The sequence below is a fragment of the Nesterenkonia ebinurensis genome (assembly GCF_008711175.1).
GTDB lineage: Bacteria > Actinomycetota > Actinomycetes > Actinomycetales > Micrococcaceae > Nesterenkonia > Nesterenkonia ebinurensis.
Window position 1 is genome coordinate 568184 of sequence record NZ_VWNF01000011.1, and the last position, 18881, is coordinate 587064.

Genomic DNA, 18881 nt, shown 5'->3' on the forward strand with positions numbered 1-18881 from the left:
GGCGTCGCGGTTACCGTCATGTTGCGTTGTGCTCACAGGGCTGGGCCGAGGTTGGGTGCTTTCACGTTCGCCCCGTACTATGTCCTCACACCGCACCTGTGCGGAGCCACGCACCAACACTCACACCACAGGAGAACCCGATGAGGCCCATCAACCCCAAAGCACTTTTCAGCCTGGCCGCCGTAGGCGTGCTCGCCCTGGCAGCATGCGGCGAAGCCCCCGACGAGGAGCCGGAGACTGACGCCGAAGCCGATGAGAACGGCGAGTCCCCCGAAGTTCCCGAGGATGTGGACTTCACCGCCTGCCTGGTCTCCGATGAGGGCGGCTGGGATGACCAGTCCTTCAACGAATCCGCCTACGTCGGCCTGCAGAACGCGGTGGAGGACTTCGACATCGATTTCAACACCGCTGAGTCCAGCTCCGAGGCTGACTTCGGGCCCAATGTGGACGCCATGGTCCAGCAGGGCTGCGACCTCACCTTCGGCGTGGGCTACATGCTGGAGGACGCCATTGACGAGGCCGCCCTGGCCAACGAGGACCTGAGCTTCGGCCTCATCGACTCCACCCTCCCCAGCGAGCCCGAAAACGGCAAGGCCCTGGTGTTCAACACCGCCGAGGCCGCCTATCTGGCCGGCTATGTGGCCGCCGCCACTTCCGAAACCGGGGTGGTAGCCACCTTCGGCGGCATCCAGATCCCCACGGTGACCGTGTTCATGGACGGTTTCGCCGACGGTGTGGATCGCTACAACGATGACAACGGCGCCGATGTGCAGCTGCTCGGCTGGGACAAGGAGACCCAGAATGGCTCCTTCTCCGGGGACTTCAGTGACCAGAACGCCGGGCGCACCCTGACCGAGCAGTTCCTGGCCCAGGACGCCGATATCGTGATGCCGGTGGCCGGCCCGGTGGGCCTTGGTGCCGCCGCCGCCATTGAGGACCATGGCGATTCCCTGATGATCTGGGTGGACACCGACGGCTACGAGTCCACCGACTACGGCGACATCATCCTCACCTCGGTGATGAAGCAGATCCCTCAGGCGGTCTACGACACCGTTGAGGAGTCCGTGGCCGGCGAGTTCAGCTCCGAGCCATACATCGGCGATCTGGAGAACGACGGCGTGGGCCTGGCCCCCTTCCACGACTACGAGGATGAGGTATCTGACGAGGTCAAGGAGAAGATCGACGAGCTGATCGAGGAGATCGTCAGCGGCGAGACCGAGGTCGTCTCCGATAACGCTCCGTGATCAGCAGCCGATCTGCGAACAGGAGGAGGCCCCTTGAAGCTTGAGCTGCGAGGTGTCACCAAGCGGTTCGGTGACTTCACCGCCAATGATCAGATCGATCTGACGGTGGAACCCGGGGAGATCCACGCGCTGCTGGGTGAGAACGGCGCGGGCAAGTCCACGCTGATGAACATCATCTACGGGCTCTACTCCCCCAATGAGGGGCAGATCCTCCTGGACGGGGAACCAGTGGAGTTCCACGGCCCTGGAGATGCTGTGGCGGCCGGGATCGGCATGGTGCACCAACACTTCATGCTGATCCCGGTCTTCAGCGTCACCGAATCGGTGATGCTCGGCTATGAGCCGACCAAGGCGGCCGGACTGGTTGACTTTGCTGAGGCCCGCCGCCGGGTGGAGGAGATCTCTGCACGGTTCGGCTTCGACGTGGACCCCGAGGCGATGATCGAAGACCTCCCAGTGGGTGCGCAGCAGCGCGTGGAGATCATCAAGGCGCTCTCCCGGGACGCCAGGGTGCTGATCCTGGACGAGCCCACCGCGGTGCTCACCCCACAGGAGACCGATGAGCTGATCAGCATCATGCGTCAGCTCAAAGCTTCCGGCACCTCCATCCTGTTCATCACCCATAAGCTGCGCGAGGTGCGCGCGATCGCCGATACGATCAGCGTGATCCGCCGTGGCAAAGTGGTTGGCGAAACCACCCCGGAGTCCACTGAGACTGAACTGGCCAGCCTGATGGTGGGCCGCGAGGTCAGCCTCACCACCCAGAAGGAGCCAGCATCCCCCGGCGAGACTGCGCTCAGCGTCTCCGGGCTGACTGTGGTCTCCCCCAACGGCAAGGCACTGCTGGACGATGTCAGCCTGGAAATCGCCCGCGGGGAGATCCTCTGCATCGCCGGGGTGGACGGCAACGGGCAGACCGAGCTGACCGAGGCGATCCTGGGCATCCGCGAGGCAGCGGCGGGCACCATCACTCTGGACGGCACCGACCTGGGGCCCAAGAACGTCAAGCAGCGGCTGAACTCCGGGATCGGATTCGTGCCCGAGGACCGGTCCACTGACGGGGTGATCGCCGGATTCAGCATCACCGAGAATTTTGTGCTCGACCAGTACGACCAACCCCCGTACTCCAATGGGGTGGTGATGCGCCAGGAGGTGATGCGCGCTAGGGCAGAGGAGCAGACCGCCCGGTTTGATGTGCGGTTAGGCACGGTGGACGATGCGATCTCCACGCTCTCCGGGGGCAACCAGCAGAAAGTGGTGCTGGCCCGCGAGCTCAGCCGGGACAATCGGCTGCTGGTGGCCTCCCAGCCCACCCGCGGTGTGGATGTGGGATCCATCGAGTTCATCCACCGCACCCTGATCGAGGAGCGAGAGAGGGGCACCCCCTGCCTGATCGTCTCCACCGAGCTGGACGAGGTGCTGAATCTGGCCGACCGGGTCGCGGTGATGTACCGCGGCCGGATCATCGGCACGGTGCCCGGTGACACCGACCGGGACGTGCTGGGCCTGATGATGGCCGGAGTCCCCGCAGAGGAGGCCAGAGTGCAGGCAGCAGCCCACCACACCGTGCTCGGCGAGGCCGACGTCGAGGCGGAGGAGCAGGCATGAGCGACCAGAAGAAGACCCCAAGGAACAACGACGACGCCGCCGAGCCTGGTGGTGCCCTCAAGCAGGCAGAGTCTCGCCTGCAGTATGCCCTCCGGGATCTCGCCCAGTCCTCCTGGATGATCACCGTGCTCTCCATTGTGGTGGCCCTGGTGGTGGGTGCCTTGCTCATCCTGGCCACCAACCCCCAGGTTCAGGCCACTCTGGGCTATTTCTTCGCCCGGCCCGCCGACTTCTTCGCCACCAGTTTCGAGGTGATCCGCGATGCCTACTCCGCACTCTTCCGCGGAGCTGTCTACGACTGGCAGGCCGCCACACCCCAGCGAGCCATCCGGCCGATCACCGAGACCCTGGTCAATGCCGTCCCCCTGATCCTGGCCGGTCTGGGCATCGCCATCGGCTTCCGCTCCGGGATGCTGAACATCGGCGGCCAGGGCCAGATCATCCTGGGCGCGACCTGCGCAGCCTTCATCGGCTACGCCTTCGCCCTGCCGCTGGGCCTGCACCTGCTGCTGGCCCTGATGGGCGGTGTACTCGGCGGAGCCATCTGGGGCGGGATCGCCGGGGTGCTCAAGGCCAAGACCGGGGCCAATGAGGTGATCGTGACGATCATGCTCAACAACATCGCCCTGTACTTCCTGGCCTGGCTGCTGCGCCAGCAGTGGTTCGTCCAGACTGGCTCCAACCAGCCCATCGCAACCCCGGTGGAGGACTCCGCCCGCCTGTTCGGGCTGCTGGGCACCGGCTTCCGACTGCACGCCGGAATCTTCATTGCCATCGCCGCCACGGTGTTCGTATGGTGGCTGCTTGAGCGCTCCACCCTGGGCTTCGAGATGCGCGCCATCGGCGAGAACCCTGAAGCCGCCCGCACCGCCGGGGTCAACGTGCCCAAAGCCACCGCACTGGTGCTGATCATCGGTGGCGCACTCTGCGGCCTGGGCGGGGCAGCCCACCTGCTGGGCACTGAGTACCGGCTGGCTGCCGGGATCGCCGGCACCCTGGGCTTCGATGCCATCACTGTGGCCCTGCTGGGCCGCTCCCGCCCGCTGGGCACCTTCCTGGCCGGACTGCTCTTCGGCGGGCTGCGCGCAGGCGGAGTGCTGATGCAGGCGCAGACCGGCACCCCCATCGATATTGTGCTGGTGCTGCAGTCGGTGATCGTACTGCTGATCGCTGCCCCGCCCCTGGTCCGCGCCATCTTCTTCCTGCCCAGCACTGAGCGGAAGAAGAAACCACGACGACGTCAGAAACCAGTTCAGGAGGCCGTTCGATGAGCGAGCAGCCCACCGCCCCTGACACCGCGGCAGTCCAGGCCGAACCCTTAGAGCAGGCCGAGGCCCGGCTGCAGCCGATCCGGTGGAAGTTCCCCATCACCTACGCTGTGCTGGGACTGCTCTCACTGCTGGTCTTCACCCTGCTGATCCCCGCCGGGGCGGCCACCCAGTTCCGGGTCTCCACCGCCAGCGACTTCATCACCTTCGATGCGATCAACGTGCCCAGCTTCGGCACAGCACTGAGCCTAAGCATCCTGCAGCTGGCGCTGGCCGGCTGGGCGGTCTACGCAGCGGTGCACCGGATCAGGCTGGGAGTCTGGCACCCGGTGCTCTTCGGCACACTGTTCGTGCTGGCCTTCCTGGTCTATGCCGGGGCCGGACGCGGGGCGTTCATCCCCATGGTCACCCTGCTCTCCGGGGCGCTGATGCTCTCGGTGCCGCTGATCTTCGGGGCGATGTGCGGCCTGGTGGGAGAGCGCTCAGGCATCATCAATATAGCTATTGAGGGGCAGCTGCTGGCCGGGGCTTTCCTGGCGGCGGTGGCGGCGTCGTTCTTCACTTCCGCCTATGTGGGACTGCTGGCCGCCCCCTTCGCCGGTGCTGCGGTGGGCGGGCTGCTGGTCTGGTTCGCGGTGAAGTACCACGTCAACCAGATCATTGTTGGTGTGGTGCTCAATGTGCTGGTGATCGGGCTGACCAGCTTCTTCTACTCCACGGTGCTGACCCAGAACGCTGAGCTGTGGAACGCCCGGCAGCAGCTGCCGCGGCTGTCGGTGCCGGGGCTGAGCCAGATCCCGATCATCGGGCCGGTGCTGTTCAACCACACCATCCTGGTCTACCTGATGTATGTGATCGTGGCTGCGCTGAGCATCCTGGTGTTCAGGTCCCGGTGGGGGCTGCGAATGCGCGCGGTGGGCGAGCACCCCAAGGCGGCGGACACTGTGGGCATCAACGTAGCCCGCACCCGGGTGATCAACACAGTGCTGGCCGGTGCAATCGCCGGGCTCGGCGGAGCCTACTTCACGGTGGGCCAGGGGCTGGCCTTCGGCCAGGAGATGTCTGCCGGGCAGGGGTTCATTGCGCTGGCTGCGATGATCCTGGGCCGATGGAATCCCAAGGGTGCGCTGTTCGCCGCGCTGCTGTTCGGCTTCTCCACCTCATTGGGGCAGACCCTGTCCACTATCGGTACTCCGGTGCCCAGCGAAATGCTGCTGATGCTGCCCTATGTGATCACCATCTTCGCCGTGGCCGGGTTCGTGGGCCGGGTGCGACCGCCCGCCGCCGAGGGCATCCCCTACATCAAATAGGGGCGGGTGTCGGGCTGGGAACGCCTCACGGCGCGTGGCCGCTCGTAGCGGCTAGAGGTTGGAGCCCGGGGGTTACCTACAGCCCGACACCTGCCCACCAGTGTGGACCCCACCTTGTCCCATGGTCAAACCGTCCGGAACTGGAACGGTTGATGATGCCTGTGTGACTGCCCTGCGGTAGCGTAATCTGCGGCCATTCACCCGGTGGCTATACACTCACCATTTGTAGGACACCTGCCGTTCACCTTGGGCGGCAGGCATCGGCAGAACGCACCAGGGGCACACACCGCATGATCGTTCGGAACCGTCAGCGCAAGCACCAGTCTGCCACGCTGCTCACCGATATCGCCCGCGAGGTCCGGGCCGGAGTGAACATGCTGGCCCAGCTGCTGGGCACCCCGGCCGGAGAGCGGGCCACCCACCGTGAGGAGCTGCTGGGGCTGGAGGGTCGGGTCATGGATCTGCACTTCAACCTGATGACCCATATCCGCAGCGTGTTCCTCACCCCGCTGCCCCGTCAGGACATCTATGCCATCTCTCAGCAGCTCAACCGCACCATGGAGCATGTGGTGGCCGCCGGGGACCTGATCCTGCGTCGCAAATCTCTGCAGCTGCCCGCCGAGGCAGCAGACCTGATCGAGGCGCTGGCCCGCCAGGTGGAGCTGACAGATGCCGCCATGTCCAGGCTGGACGACTTCGACCACCTGGAGAACTACTGGGCCCAGCTGCAGCGGCTGAGCAAACAGGCCAACCGCACGCACCGGGATTGGGTGATCTCCACCGACTCCGCCTTCCAGCCGAACATCGCCCAGCAGCAGGCCCAGCTGGCCGACCAGATCCTGGCCGCGGTGCACTCCCAGCGCAAGGTGGCCGTTATCTGCGGGTCGATCATCGTGCGGGAATCCTGACGTGGAGCTCGCACTGCTGGTGCTCGTGGTCGCTGTGCTGGCGCCGACCCTCTATGTAGCAGGCCTGCATGATGTGCCCAACTCCATCGCCATCCCGGTGCGCACCCGTGCGCTCACCCCGCGTATCGCAGCACGGGTGGCCGCAGCCTTCAACGCGCTGGGCGTGCTGCTGGCCCTGCCGCTGGGAATCTACCTCTACTCCTGGTTCGAGTTCCCACAGATGGCCCCCGGACTGACCCTGGCGGTGCTTCTCTCCGCCCTGCTGACCGTGCTGGGCTGGAACCTCTTCACCTACTTCCAAGGCATGCCCACCTCCACCACTCACGCCCTGCTGGCCGCCCTGCTTGGCGGGACGCTGGCTGCTGTGGCAGTGGGCGGGGCCAACACCGCAGCGGTCTTGTCACTGCCCTGGCTGACCCCGCTGATCACCCTGCTGCTCTCTCCGCTGGTGGCCTTCGCACTGGCCTATCTGCTGGTATTCCTAGCGGTGCGCGTGGCCCGTGGTGAAGATCCCGACAGCGTCAACCGGGTCTCCCGTGGCCTACAGTCAGTCTCAGTGGGGGTCACCTCGCTGGGCACCGGGCTGCAGCAGGGCCAGCGGTTCTCCTTTGTGCTGCTGGTGGCCCTGGCCGCCGGCGGGGTGACCGACCCTGAGAGGTGGACGGGACTGGCCTATGTGCTCTTCGCTGTGCTCATCGGCGCTGGGGCCTGGCACGGCGGCTGGCGGATCGGCCATGTGCTGGCCCACCGGCTGGTCGCCATTGACCCGTTGCGCGGCATGGTGGCCACCACTACCACCTCCGGGCTGCTCTTCGCCGGCTCGCTGGGCTTCGCGCTGCCGCTGTCCACCTCGCTGACTGCTGCCAGCGCCATCATGGGGGGCGGCTCCAACCAGCGGTTCGCCACCGTCAACTGGCGGCAGTTCCGCCGGATCGCCCTCTACTGGGCGGCCACCCCAGTAGTCTCAGGGCTCATCGCCGCGACCCTTACCGTCGCCCTCAGCGCCCTGTTATAACAGAGCGGTTCTTATGCGGGATGAGCTGCAAGGGGACGGGAGGGAGGCGGTACGAACCGTGAGGTGCCGCGACCGGCTGGAGCGCAGCGGGTCGCCCGCACCCGGACCCCTGACATCAGGGACCCGTGAAATGCTGCCGCATTCTGCGGGCCATGTCAGGGAGGCCGCTTAACCGAACTAACCGAACTTTCCGGAGACGTAGCGCTCGGTCTGCTCGTTGGTGGGGTTGTTGAAGATCACCGAGGTCTCGTCGTACTCGATCATCTTGCCGGGCTTGCCGGTGCCGGCGATGTTGAAGAAGGCGGTCTTCTCGGAGACCCGTGCTGCCTGCTGCATATTGTGGGTGACGATGACCACCGTGTATTTCGCTTTGAGCTCGGCGATGAGGTCTTCGATGGCCAGGGTGGAGATCGGGTCCAGGGCGGAGCAGGGCTCATCCATGAGGATCACATCAGGTTCCACCGCCACAGTGCGGGCGATGCACAGGCGCTGCTGCTGACCGCCGGAGAGTCCGGAGCCGGGTTTGTCCATGCGGTCCTTGACCTCGTTCCAGAGGTTGGCGCCTCGCAGCGCCTTCTCCACGATATCGTCGGCCTGGCTGCGGGAGAGCCGTGCGCCATTGAGCTTATAGCCGGCCAGCACGTTCTCCCGAATGCTCATGGTGGGGAAGGGGTTGGGCCGCTGGAAGACCATGCCCACCATAGCTCGCACAGTCACCGGGTCCACACCGGGACCGTAGATGTTGTCCTCGTCCAGCAGCAGCTCGCCCTCCACGCGGGCTCCGGGGAGTACTTCGTGCATCCGGTTCAGGGTGCGCAGGAAGGTGGTTTTGCCGCAGCCGGAGGGCCCGATGAAGGCGGTCACCGAGCGAGCGGAGATCTCGATGTTGACACCTTCCACGGCCAGGAAGTCGCCGTAGTAGACGTTGAGTCCCTTGGCGGTGATGGACTTTGACATGGTGCTTGGGGCTCCTTAGCGACCGGTCTTCTTGGGAGCGAAGACGTTGGCGATGATGCGGGCAATGAGGTTCAGGGTCATCACGATCATGATGAGCACCAGGGCCGCACCCCAGGCGCGCTGCTCGGAGAGGTACTCCAGCTCTCCGGGCCCGCCGTAAGGGTAACGGAAGGTGTGGTAGATGTACACCGGCAGGGTCATCATGGATCCAGCGAACATGTCCCAGTTCACCCGGGTCAGGGTGCCGGCGGTCAGCAGGATGGGGGCGGTCTCACCGATCACCCGGGCGATCGAGAGAGTCACACCAGCGGCGATGCCGGAGATCGCGGTGGGGATGACCACCTTCAGAATGGTCCGCCATTTGCGCACACCCAGGGCATAGGAGGCTTCGCGCAGCTCATTGGGCACCACGCGCAGCATCTCCTCAGTGGTGCGGACCACCACCGGGATCATCAGCACGCACAGGGCCACTGCGGCAGTGATGCCCATGGAGTAGTTGCCCGGCCCGTAGCTCCAGAGCCCGATCTGATTGCCGAGCATCAGAATGGTCTGCATGGCGGCTACACCGAACAGCCCGGCCACGATCGAGGGGATACCGGTCATCACATCCACAAAGAAGGTGATGCCCCGGGACAGTGGGCCTCCTCGGGAGTATTCCACCAGGTAAATGGAAGTCAGCAGGCCGATCGGCACCGAGATCACCGTGGCGGTCAGGGTGATCAGCAGTGAGCCGATGATCGCGTGCAGCACCCCACCGCCCATCGGCGCCTCACCGTCATGAATGGCCTGCTCCCGGGTCCTGGCCGCGTTCTGGCTCATGTCCTGGGTCCAGAACGAGGAGTGGGTGATGCCCTGGAAGCCGTCCACCGTCACCGACCAGATCACTGAGACCAGCGGAATCAGTGCAATCACGAACGCCACGTAGACCAGGTTGCGCCACAGCCCGTCGACAGCTTTGCGCTTGTTGAGCTGCTGACGGGTGATCAGGTAGCTGACCAACACGTAGATGATCGCGGCGAAGACGAACCACAGCGCGTAGTTCACGCTGAGCCCGCCGATCAGATAACTGATCACAAAACCGACGACGACGCCCACCCCGGCGGTTGCCGGCAAGAACCATTTGGGCAGCACGTTGCCCACCAGAGACCTGGGGCGGATGAGTTCCTGCGGTTCAACGTTGCTCACGGATCCCACCATTCCTGCTGCGGAGCCGAGGTGGACCTGGTCCTGCTCGGCTCGCTGATGCTCTTCGAACTTCTGGTGCATGTGCTTGGTATCGGTCTCGGACATCAGTTGGCCCCTGAGAATTCCTTGTGGCGGGAGACGATCCAGCGGGCCACCATGTTGACTGCCAGGGTAATGATGAACAGCACCAGCCCCAGGGCTACCAGCTGGTGCCAGCGTTCGGTGCCGTGGCCGGTCTCACCGAAGTTCAGGGCGATCTCACGCGGGATGGTGGAGTTGCCGGGGGAAATGATGGAGGCCTGGAAGCCGAGGCCGGAGACCACCATGACCACAGCCATGGTCTCGCCCAGGGCCCGGCCCAGGCCGAGCATCACACCGGAGATGATGCCGGGGCGGGCAAAGGGGAACACCGCCATCTTAATCATCTCCCAGCGGGTGGCTCCCAGTGCCAGAGCGGCCTCCTCGTGCAGCTTGGGGGTCTGGATGAAGATCTCCCGGCAGACTGAGGAGATGATCGGCAGGATCATCACCGCCAGCACCACCGAGGCGGTGAAGATGTTCTGGCCCATACCGGGTGAGCCGGCGAAGAAGGGGATGCCCCAGCCCAGATTCTCCTCGGGCCAGAGGTAGAGCCACTCACTGAGCCAGTGGTAGAGGGGGACCATGGCGGGAGCCAGCACGAACATGCCCCAGGCTCCGTAGACCACTGAGGGGATGGCGGCCAGCAGGTCGATGATGTAGCCGATGGTTTTGGAGGCCCGCGGGGGTGCGTAGTGGGAGATATAGAGGGCGACTCCGATGGCGATCGGAGCTCCCATGATCAGGGCCAGCAGGGCGACCACCACAGTGCCCAGGGCGAAGGGCCAGGCATAGGAGAGGAACCGGCCGATGATCAGGCCCTCTTCCTCCTGGTAGAGGGCACCCACTGAGTTCCAGGACAGGAAGAACGCCACAAAGGCCAGAATGATCAGGATGAAGATGCCGGCGGCTTTGGCCAGCCCGGCGAAGCCTCGGTCCAGGCCTGCACCGGCTCGGTCGGCGCTGACCAGCGTGTTGTCCGGTTTCTTGGCTAACTTGCGGCGCTGTGACCGGGTGGTGGAGTCAGTCGTCACCGTGCTGCCTCTCTTGCGGTGCCAGTGGTGCGGTGGTGATAGGTCATTGGGCGGTGCGGTCGCGGACGCCGGAGCTCAGCTTTTGGCTGGACCCCGGCGTCCGCTGTCACTCGCACCATTTGAGAATCCCTGAAGGATCAGGGAGCTTGTGGTGGGCCTCAAACAGGCCCGGTATCAGCCGGAGATCTGGCTGATCGCCTCGTGCGCCTGGCTGATCAGGTCCTCGTTCAGCGGGGCGGCGCCGGCAACATCGGCTGCGATCTGCTGAGCCTCAGCGGAGGTGATGTAGTGAGCGAAGCCGGCAGCCAGCTCAGCCTCCTCGGTGCTGTCGTACTCGTTGCACCAGATGGTGTAGGCCACCTGGACGATCGGATAGGCGCCGGGCTCCTCAGTGGCACGGGCCAAATCGAAGCCCATGTCGTTCTCAGCCTGGCCGCCGCGCAGCTCGGAGCTGGCCACCGCCTGGGCTGCTGCCTCAGCGGAGGGTGCGCTGGACTCGCCGCCGATCTCCAGCTGCACGCTGGTCAGTCCGCCGTCCTCTGCCTGCTGGGCGTCGGCGTAGGTGATGGCGCCGTCCACGGAGCGGGCTGCGCTGATCACCCCGGAGGTGCCGTCGCCGGTCTCTGCGGAGATCTCGCTGGGCCACTCTGAGTCGGCTTCCCAGGTCCAGGTGTCGGTGGCCTGCTCCAAGTAGTCGGTGAAGTTCTCGGTGGTTCCGGAAGAGTCCTGGCGGTGCACCACGGTGATAGTGGTGGAAGGCAGGTCCACACCGTCGTTGAGGGACGCGATGGTCTCGTCGTCCCAGCTGGTGACCTCACCGGCGAAGATCTGAGCGATGGTCTCGCCGTCCAGGACCAGCTCGTCCACACCCTCGAGGTTCACCCCCACGGCGATCGGCAGGATGGCGGTGGGCAGGTGGAAGGCACCGTCTTCGCCGCAGCGCTCCTGGGACTGGGCGAACTCATCATCGCTCATCAGAGCGTCGGAGCCGGCAAAGGAGTCAGCGCCGTTGAGGAAGTTGGCGCGGCCGTCGCCGGAGCCTACGGCGTCGTAGTCCACATCCACACCAGCGGTGAGGTTGGGGAATTCCAACTGCCATTCCTGGATGGCCAGCTGGAAGGATGAGGCGCCGGAGCCGGAAAGCGTGCCGGCGAGGGTGGAGTAGTCGATGTCGCCGGAGGCCTCGCCGTTGCCATTGTCATCGGCGCCGTTGTCCACCGTGCCGTTGTCGTCGGTGCCGTTATCGTCACCGTTTCCGTTGTCGTCGCCGTTGCAGGCCACCAGGGCCAGTGATGCCACGGACAGAATGGCCGCTGCGCGGCCGAAGCTTGCTACCTTCACGTTGTCCCTCTCTGAGGTTTGAGCGTCGGCGCGGGCTTAGGTCGGCGCCGAGTTCTTGGTGCTTGGACTTCTTCGGTTCGCGCACCGTGCAGGCGCGCTGGTCGAACCGGGTGCCACGCTAAGGACGTGAAGTGACCAGAAGTTGCTGATCGGGTGAACTGGAGGTGAACACCTGGGGGCTAAACGGTTTAGTCGGAGTCAGAGGACGCTCAGGGATCTTTAGACGTCCAGGTCAAGGATCATCCGGGTATTGCCCAGTGTGTTGGGCTTCACACGGGCTAAGTCCAGGAACTCCGCCACACCCTCATCCGGGGAGCGCAGCAGCTCGGCGTAGACCTCCGGGTCCACCGGGGTCTGGTCGGCCATCACCTGGAACCCGTGGCGGGTGAAGAACTCCTCCTCGAAGGTCAGGCAGAACACCCGGGAGGTGCCCAGCGTCCGGGCCCGGTCCAGCAGCTGGTGCAGCAGTGCACCGCCGACGCCGAGGCCCCGCCAGGACTCCAGAGTCGCCAGAGTACGCACCTCGGCCAGGTCCTCCCACATCACGTGTAGTGCCCCGAAGCCGATCAGATCCCCCTCAGTGCCCCTGACGTGGTCCGGAGAATCTTCCAGATGCTGCCGGTCCCCAGGGGCACTCTCGGCGATGAGGAACTCTTGGATGGATTCGTAGTAGGCCACCCGTTCCTTGGGCACAAGCACTCGTTTCTCCACCAGGGGCTGGGCCATCTGCACAATCCGCGGCACATCGGAGGTCCGCGCCGGTCTGATACTGAATCCCGGCGAAGCCTTGCCGGGATTCACCCCCAAAGGCTCAGGAAAATCGTTCATTGGCTTGCTCCGGTGACGTGGAAGGTATGGGGTTCAGAGGTGATCCCGGAGACGGAGACAGTCAGCTCGTAATCGCCGGTGACCAGTTCGGCCGGTTCAGCGCAGTCCACCGCCGACTCGGAGCGCGGCCAGACCATATTGGCCCGCTCGGTCTGGCCGGGCTCGAACTCAATCTCCAAGGACTCTCCATCGATATCGCACTGGGCGGTGGTGAAGATCTCCCGGCCGCCCAAAGAGACGCTGAACTGCTGCTCTGCGGTGCCCGCATCCAGAATGCACTCTGATGAGCCGGTGTTCTCGATCTCCATGATCAGCATGGGTGCGGTGGCGGCGTCGTAGGACTCATGGCTGGTGCTGGCCCTGACCTCGATATCAGCTGCAGCGCAGTCACCCTCGGCTGCAGGGTCCTCGGGAGCTGAAGGCTCCTCCTCAGTGCCTTCGGCTGCGGGCTCCTCGGTAGATTCAGAATCAGCTCCGCTCTCCTCTCGGCTCAATCGGGCGTCATCATTCTCTGTCTGTTCCTCAGTCTGGCCGGCAGGTTCCGGGTCATCGCCGAAGATCCGGTCATAGAGGGTGCGCATTCCCCAGATGGCCAGGGCGAGCAGCAGCACCGCGAGCAGGGCGGCCACCAGGCGGCGCCGGCGGTAGACGGCGGGCGAAGCGCGGCGGCGCTGGTTCATGGCGTTGACTCGCTTCCCGTCTCGTGGTGACCAGGAGCCGGGGCCCGGCTCGTTCTCTCACAGCCTAGTCAGCAGGGCCTGCGGAACCCGGGAGCGGCGCGGGTTAGAGCACCACCCAGCCGAGCAGGCCGGCGACGATCACCACCGCCCAGGCCGGGACCTTCCAGCTGTTCAGCGCCACGAAGGCGGCCACCGCGAAGCAGACCGCCAGAGCGGGGTTGGCTGTGTCCATGATGCCAGCGGTGAAGACCGGGCTGTAGAGGGCCGCACCCAGCACGCCGACCACCCCGGCGTTGAAGCCCAGCAGCGCTTTGCGGGCGATGCGGTTGCTGCGCAGCTGCTCCCAGAAGGTCACAGTGCCCACCACCAGCAGCCCGCCGGGCAGGAAGATCGCAAGCACCGCAATTACTGCCCCGAGCAGGCCGGTGGGGTCCCCTGCGGCGGAGGCGCCCAGGAATCCGGAGAAGGTGAACAGCGGACCCGGCACGGCTTGGGCCGCACCGTAGCCGGCCAGGAAGGTGGAAGAGTCGATAAGCCCGGCACCTACGGTCTCGGCCTCCAGCAGCGGCAGCACCACATGGCCGCCGCCGAACACCAGGGCGCCGGCGCGGTAGAAGGTGTCGAAGAGCGTCAGCACCGAGTTGCCGGTGGCTGCCGCTGCCGCAGGCAGTCCGATCAGCAGGACGAAGAATGCGCTCAGGCAGGTGATCGAGACGGCCTTGGGGATCCGCAGCGGGAAGGCATCCTTACTGTTCAGGGGCTCATCGGGGGCGCGCAGGGCGATCAGGCCGATGAGTCCGGAGAGTGCGATGGCGCCCACCAGGATGAACGGACTGGGCACCAGCAGCACCACCACCATGGAGCCCACTGCGATAGTGGCCCGCGGCGGGTCCGGGGTCAGCGAGCGGGCCATGCCCAGCACTGCGTGAGCCACCACGGCCACGGCGGCGGCTTTGAGCCCGTTGATCCAGCCGGCGTCGGTGAGGTCTCCGGCGTTGGCCACCCCGTAGGCGAAAGCCACCAGGAGCACCACCGAGGGCATGGTGAAGGCGAACCAGGCGGCGAACAGCCCACCGACTCCGGCCCGCTGCAGGCCCAGGGCCATTCCCGCCTGGGATGAGGCCGGGCCGGGCAGGAACTGGCAGAGCGCCATCAGGTCTGCGTAGGCCTTTTCGGTCAGCCATCTGCGGCGCACCACAAACGCCTCGCGGAAGTAGGCGATATGCGCCACCGGTCCGCCGAAGCTGGTCAGGCCCAGCCGCAGGAAGACCAGGAAGACCTCCCATACGGTCCCCGGGCGTGCTGCGGGCTGGGGCTCATACTCGGATGCGGGGGTGCTCACCCGCCACGTTTTAGCACAGCGACGTGAACTGTAGGAGAGGCGCGGGGCTCACATGACCTTTGTCGTCGTCCTAAATTGGGAGGTGATGGGGCACTCCATGGGGTCGGCGTAGCCCAGCCCCACTCGGTTGAGGTAGCGGATCACGATCCCATAGGACTCGAACAGCCCTGTCTCGGTGTAGGTGATGCCGCGCTCCGCGCAGAACTCGCGCACCAGCGGACGCACCTTATACAGCTTGGGGCTTGCCATCCGGGGGAAGAGGTGGTGTTCGATCTGGTAGTTCAGCCCGCCCATCGCCCAGCCCATAGGGCGACCGCCGGCGATGTTCCTGGAAGTGAGCACCTGCCTGCTCAGGAAGTCGACCTCAGCATCCTTAGGGATCAGCGGCATGCCCTTGTGATTGGGCGCAAAGCTGGCTCCCATGTACACGCCGAACACCGCTATCTGCACCACCAGGAACGCGGCTCCCAGTACCGGTCCCAACAGCCAGAGGATCAGTGCGGGATAGCCGATCAGGCGCAGGGCCAGGAAGCTGGCCTCCACCCCACGGCGCTTGACCTTGGTGCCGCGAACGACTGCGAGCACCGCCTGGCCGTGCAGCACAAACCCGAAGAACAGCAGGATCGGGAAGAAGAACCAGCCCTGCCGCTTGGCGAACCAGGCGGCGATCCCGGTGCGCGAGGCCGCATCCTCCGGGATGAAGGCCAGGATGCCGGCAGCGATGTCCCCGTCCTTGCCGATCACATTGGGGTTGGCATGGTGCTTACCGTGCTTACGCACCCACCAGCTGTAGGACATGCCCACCCCCAAGTCACCGACCAGAAGGGACAGCCACTCGTTCTTCCGCCCGTTGCTGAACACCTGCTGGTGGGCGGCGTCGTGGGAGACGAAGGCAGTCTGGGTGAACAGGATGCCGAAGAGCACCGCCACCGCCAGCTGCCAGAGGCTGTCGCCGAGCAGCACCAGCAGCGCAGCAGCCGCCGTGAAGCCGAGGAGGAGTACGACGCCGCGGCCGATGTAGCTCTCCGCGCCCCGTTCCATCAGCCCGGCCTCCTTCACCCGCCGAGCGAGCTCGAAGAACTCATTGGTCTGCCTGTTAGGCGCAGGAGTGCGAGCGGGCTTGGACGAAGATGTGCTGCGCGGGGCATCCTGGGTGATGGTCATGGCTCCAGGTTAGAAGCACCTTGTGGCTCTGCGCGTCCCTCCCCGGAGCCAAACTGACCCCCTACCTCAGTAGGGGTCAGGGGCTCTCCTCAGCAGCGGCTCAGAGCGGCAGCCGGGCACGCACTGCGAAGCCGCCGTCCTCAGTGGGCCCGGCCTCAGCAGTGCCGCCCACTGCCGCGGCCCGCTCGCTGATGCCGCTCAGACCCAGGCCCGCCCCTGGTGCAGGCTCTGCGATCTCCTCCGGGGAGGCCCTGTTGAGCACGCTGATGTTCAGCCGGCGGATCGGACCAATCTTCTCCGCCTTCAGCACGACCTCCACCTCTGCGGCCGGGGCGTGTCGTAGTGCGTTGCTGAGCGCCTCCTGCACAATCCGGTAGGCGGCGAGCGCTGCTGCCGGGGTGGCAGAGGCGATCAGGGCGGCGTCGCTCTCCGGAGTGAGGCCGCGGTACCTGATCAGGGTTCCGGAGGCTCGGGTGGTCTCGATCAGCTCGTCGATGTCCTCCAGTCCGGGTTCCGGCGCGGTGGGCACCTCGTCTTCGCCGCGCAGGATGCTCAGCAGCATCCGCATCTCGCTCAGTGCCTGCCGGGATGAGCCGGCGATCTCCTCGAATTCGCGGCGGGCGGCGTCGTCGATCCCGGGGTTCCGATACTGGGCGGTGGAGGCCTGGACGCTGATCACTGACATCGAGTGAGCCACCACATCGTGCAGCTCGCGGGCGATCCGGTTGCGCTCCTGGAGCTCCTTGCGGCGACGGTCCTGCTCCGCACTGGTGCGTTCGGCGGCCTCCAGCCGCCCGGCGTTGAGGATCCACAGCCGCACCAGTACACCGATGACCACGACACTCGCGGTCACTGAGACGGACACAATGCTGTTGGCCAGCGCCCCGCTGGCCGTCTCAAGTTCAACGATGAGCAGCGCGACAAGGGTCAGGACCGCCCCGCCGCACCAGGCGGAGACCGCGTAGTACCAGGGCCGGGCCAGTGCGGCCACGCTGAGGACCGCGCACTGGGTGATCAGCGCAGTCATCGGCCATGGCCAGGGGGAGGTTGCCGCTTCGGCGACAGCAACCATCAGTCCTCCGGATGCCGCCAGGGAGAGCATGAGCCCAATCCATGGCTGGTACAGGGTGAGCACTACCGACCCGCAGTGCGCGAGCACCAGCACCATGGCAACCGTCACCGGAACGGAGTGGGCCGTGGCGGTGATCGGCCACCCCACGGCAAGCAGCACCACAGCGGCGAAGCCGGTACCGATCCAGGACCACGCCGCACGGCTAAAAGATACTGTCGGCCCGCTGGTACCACCGGTGACCCTAGTAAGCGGGGTGGTCGACGCAGTGCGGTCATCGCGGGGACTGTGTGGGGCTGCTGCGCCGGCGAAATCGACGCCGCCCAACAGCGCAGTGGTGAGTGCAGCGTCCATCGTGGCGAGCACACGCACCACCGCGGGCAATGTGACCAGGAAAACCAGCCCGAGCAGGAAGTAGGCGCCGGAGTCCAAGAAATACTGTGCCGTTGTACTTTCGGGGACCAAACCGGCATCGGTCAGGCGAAGCAGCTGGATCAGCCCGCGTTCGCCGGGCAGGTACAGCGACCAGAAGAAATATGTCAGTCCCGCTGGTCCGATGGCGGTCCACACCACCGTCACGCTGAAGGTGAACAGTCGCAGCGGAAAGGTGATGAGCATTTCGAAGACCAAGTCCAGCCAACGGCGCGGGTCGGCGAGGATGCGTAGCTTCCCGGCCAACCCCTGACCAATCGGGCGGTAGACGGCTTGAGGCAGGAGGACTCCCCAGAACCGCAGCCGGTGACGGTCCAGCTCGGCGAATCCTGTACCGACCACCAAGGTCAGCGGCATCAGCAACGCGCCGATCCACAGGATCGCGGTGGCAGCAGAGGTCACCGTCAGTGCCAGCAATAGGCTGAAGCTGAACACAGCGATCGGGAATCCGGGCAGCACATAGGCGTAGTCCCGGGCAAGACTTGAGAGGAGGCTCGATGGCCGCTCACTCAGTGATGTGATGTTGTTCATGCCCTACACGCTAAGCATCCGTCGTCGGTTTCGGCGTCCCGCCGGGGAGTGAAACTCGGGTGTGCTGGTGATACCGGCGGGACAATTCTCGGCAATACCGGGCCGTCGGGATCAGGCCGGAATCCCTGCTGGGGTAGCGTAAAGCCGTGGCCGATAACAGCGTCTCCCCCTCTCGCCCTGTGCGCGTGCTCATTGTCGACGACCAGCATATGATCCGCGCCGGGTTCGCTGCCCTGCTGGACGCCCAGGAGGGGATCGAGGTGGTCGGCGCCGCTGAGGACGGTGCAGGGATCGTGGACACCGTGCGGCGCACCCGGCCCGATGTGGTGCTCATGGACATCCGGATGCCGCAGGTCAACGGTCTGGAGGCTACGCGCACAGTGCTCAGTATGCCTGGTGAGCCGCCACGGATCCTGATGCTGACCACTTTCGACGCCGATGAGTACGTCTTTGCCGCCCTGCGCTCCGGGGCCAGCGGGTTCCTGCTCAAGGACGCCACACCGGAGGAGCTGATTCAGGCTGTGCGGGTGGTGGCCGAGGGCGAGGCGCTGCTCTCGCCGAAAATCACCCGCACCCTGATCGCTGACTACGCGGCCCGGCCCGCTGTCACCGCGCAGAACAAGACTGTTCTGGCTGGACTGACCGAGCGGGAGCTGGATGTGATGCGGCTGGTCTCCCGCGGCCTGCCCAACGCTGAGATCGCTGCGGAGCTGTTCCTGGCCGAGCAGACTGTCAAGACCCATGTCTCTCGGATACTGAGCAAGCTGCGGCTGCGCGACCGCACCCAGATTGTGGTCACCGCCTATGAGTCCGGCTTGATCAGAGCCGGGGAGTGAGTCACGTTTCAGGCGTGAAGGCCTCGGCAACGCGGCCGAGAGCCGAGCGGG

General features: G+C 65.5%; 16 protein-coding genes. 7 read left to right on the forward strand and 9 right to left on the reverse strand.

Going from position 1 to position 18881, the window contains the following annotated elements:
* Positions 1 to 140 precede the first annotated feature (140 nt).
* The 6 genes from F0311_RS06500 (at position 141) to F0311_RS06525 (ending at position 7353) form a co-directional block, all read left to right on the forward strand.
* Positions 141 to 1244: a BMP family lipoprotein gene (locus F0311_RS06500; RefSeq protein WP_150461108.1), complete on the forward strand. Its 1104-nt coding sequence runs from the start codon at positions 141 to 143 to the stop codon at positions 1242 to 1244.
* A gap of 33 nt (positions 1245 to 1277) precedes the next feature.
* Positions 1278 to 2852 (forward strand): ABC transporter ATP-binding protein, encoded by a 1575-nt coding sequence (locus F0311_RS06505; RefSeq protein WP_150461109.1) that lies wholly within the window; start codon positions 1278 to 1280, stop codon positions 2850 to 2852.
* Positions 2849 to 4123: an ABC transporter permease gene (locus tag F0311_RS06510; RefSeq protein ID WP_150461110.1), complete on the forward strand. Its 1275-nt coding sequence runs from the start codon at positions 2849 to 2851 to the stop codon at positions 4121 to 4123. The genes F0311_RS06505 and F0311_RS06510 overlap by 4 nt, the downstream gene beginning before the upstream one ends.
* Positions 4120 to 5430 (forward strand): ABC transporter permease, encoded by a 1311-nt coding sequence (locus F0311_RS06515; RefSeq protein ID WP_150461111.1) that lies wholly within the window; start codon positions 4120 to 4122, stop codon positions 5428 to 5430. Before F0311_RS06510 ends, F0311_RS06515 begins: the two co-directional genes overlap by 4 nt.
* A 290-nt stretch (positions 5431 to 5720) precedes the next feature.
* Positions 5721 to 6338 carry a DUF47 domain-containing protein gene (locus F0311_RS06520; protein ID WP_150461112.1) on the forward strand — a complete coding sequence of 206 codons (618 nt, stop codon included), beginning with the start codon at positions 5721 to 5723 and terminating at the stop codon, positions 6336 to 6338.
* A gap of 1 nt (position 6339) precedes the next feature.
* Positions 6340 to 7353: an inorganic phosphate transporter gene (locus tag F0311_RS06525; RefSeq protein WP_150461113.1), complete on the forward strand. Its 1014-nt coding sequence runs from the start codon at positions 6340 to 6342 to the stop codon at positions 7351 to 7353.
* A gap of 177 nt (positions 7354 to 7530) precedes the next feature.
* On the opposite strand, the gene pstB is transcribed toward F0311_RS06525, so the two are convergent.
* The 9 genes from pstB to F0311_RS06570 all read right to left on the reverse strand — a co-directional run bounded on the left by pstB (position 7531) and on the right by F0311_RS06570 (position 17994).
* Positions 7531 to 8310, reverse strand: a complete 780-nt coding sequence (gene pstB / locus F0311_RS06530) for a phosphate ABC transporter ATP-binding protein PstB (protein ID WP_150461114.1) — start codon at positions 8308 to 8310, stop codon at positions 7531 to 7533.
* 15 nt (positions 8311 to 8325) lie between these two features.
* Positions 8326 to 9600: a phosphate ABC transporter permease PstA gene (gene pstA / locus F0311_RS06535; RefSeq protein ID WP_223881165.1), complete on the reverse strand. Its 1275-nt coding sequence runs from the start codon at positions 9598 to 9600 to the stop codon at positions 8326 to 8328.
* Entirely contained in the window at positions 9600 to 10607 is a 1008-nt protein-coding gene (gene pstC / locus F0311_RS06540) for a phosphate ABC transporter permease subunit PstC (protein WP_150461115.1), read from the reverse strand. The genes pstA and pstC overlap by 1 nt, the downstream gene beginning before the upstream one ends.
* A gap of 174 nt (positions 10608 to 10781) precedes the next feature.
* Positions 10782 to 11948 carry a phosphate ABC transporter substrate-binding protein PstS gene (pstS, locus tag F0311_RS06545; protein ID WP_150461116.1) on the reverse strand — a complete coding sequence of 389 codons (1167 nt, stop codon included), beginning with the start codon at positions 11946 to 11948 and terminating at the stop codon, positions 10782 to 10784.
* Between the two features lie 219 nt (positions 11949 to 12167).
* Positions 12168 to 12776: an amino-acid N-acetyltransferase gene (locus F0311_RS06550; RefSeq protein ID WP_150461117.1), complete on the reverse strand. Its 609-nt coding sequence runs from the start codon at positions 12774 to 12776 to the stop codon at positions 12168 to 12170.
* On the reverse strand, positions 12773 to 13456 hold the full coding sequence (locus tag F0311_RS06555; protein ID WP_150461118.1) for a hypothetical protein: 684 nt from the start codon (positions 13454 to 13456) through the stop codon (positions 12773 to 12775). The genes F0311_RS06550 and F0311_RS06555 overlap by 4 nt, the downstream gene beginning before the upstream one ends.
* Positions 13457 to 13559: 103 nt before the next feature.
* Positions 13560 to 14798 carry a chromate efflux transporter gene (chrA, locus tag F0311_RS06560; RefSeq protein WP_150461119.1) on the reverse strand — a complete coding sequence of 413 codons (1239 nt, stop codon included), beginning with the start codon at positions 14796 to 14798 and terminating at the stop codon, positions 13560 to 13562.
* Between the two features lie 48 nt (positions 14799 to 14846).
* A complete protein-coding gene (locus F0311_RS06565; RefSeq protein ID WP_150461120.1) occupies positions 14847 to 15962 on the reverse strand; it encodes a fatty acid desaturase family protein in 1116 nt (371 codons plus the stop codon).
* 100 nt (positions 15963 to 16062) lie between these two features.
* Positions 16063 to 17994, reverse strand: a complete 1932-nt coding sequence (locus F0311_RS06570; RefSeq protein ID WP_150461121.1) for a sensor histidine kinase — start codon at positions 17992 to 17994, stop codon at positions 16063 to 16065.
* Positions 17995 to 18140: 146 nt separating this feature from the next.
* Between F0311_RS06570 and F0311_RS06575 the strand changes: the two genes are divergently transcribed.
* Positions 18141 to 18830, forward strand: a complete 690-nt coding sequence (locus F0311_RS06575; protein WP_223881166.1) for a response regulator — start codon at positions 18141 to 18143, stop codon at positions 18828 to 18830.
* Positions 18831 to 18881 lie beyond the last annotated feature (51 nt).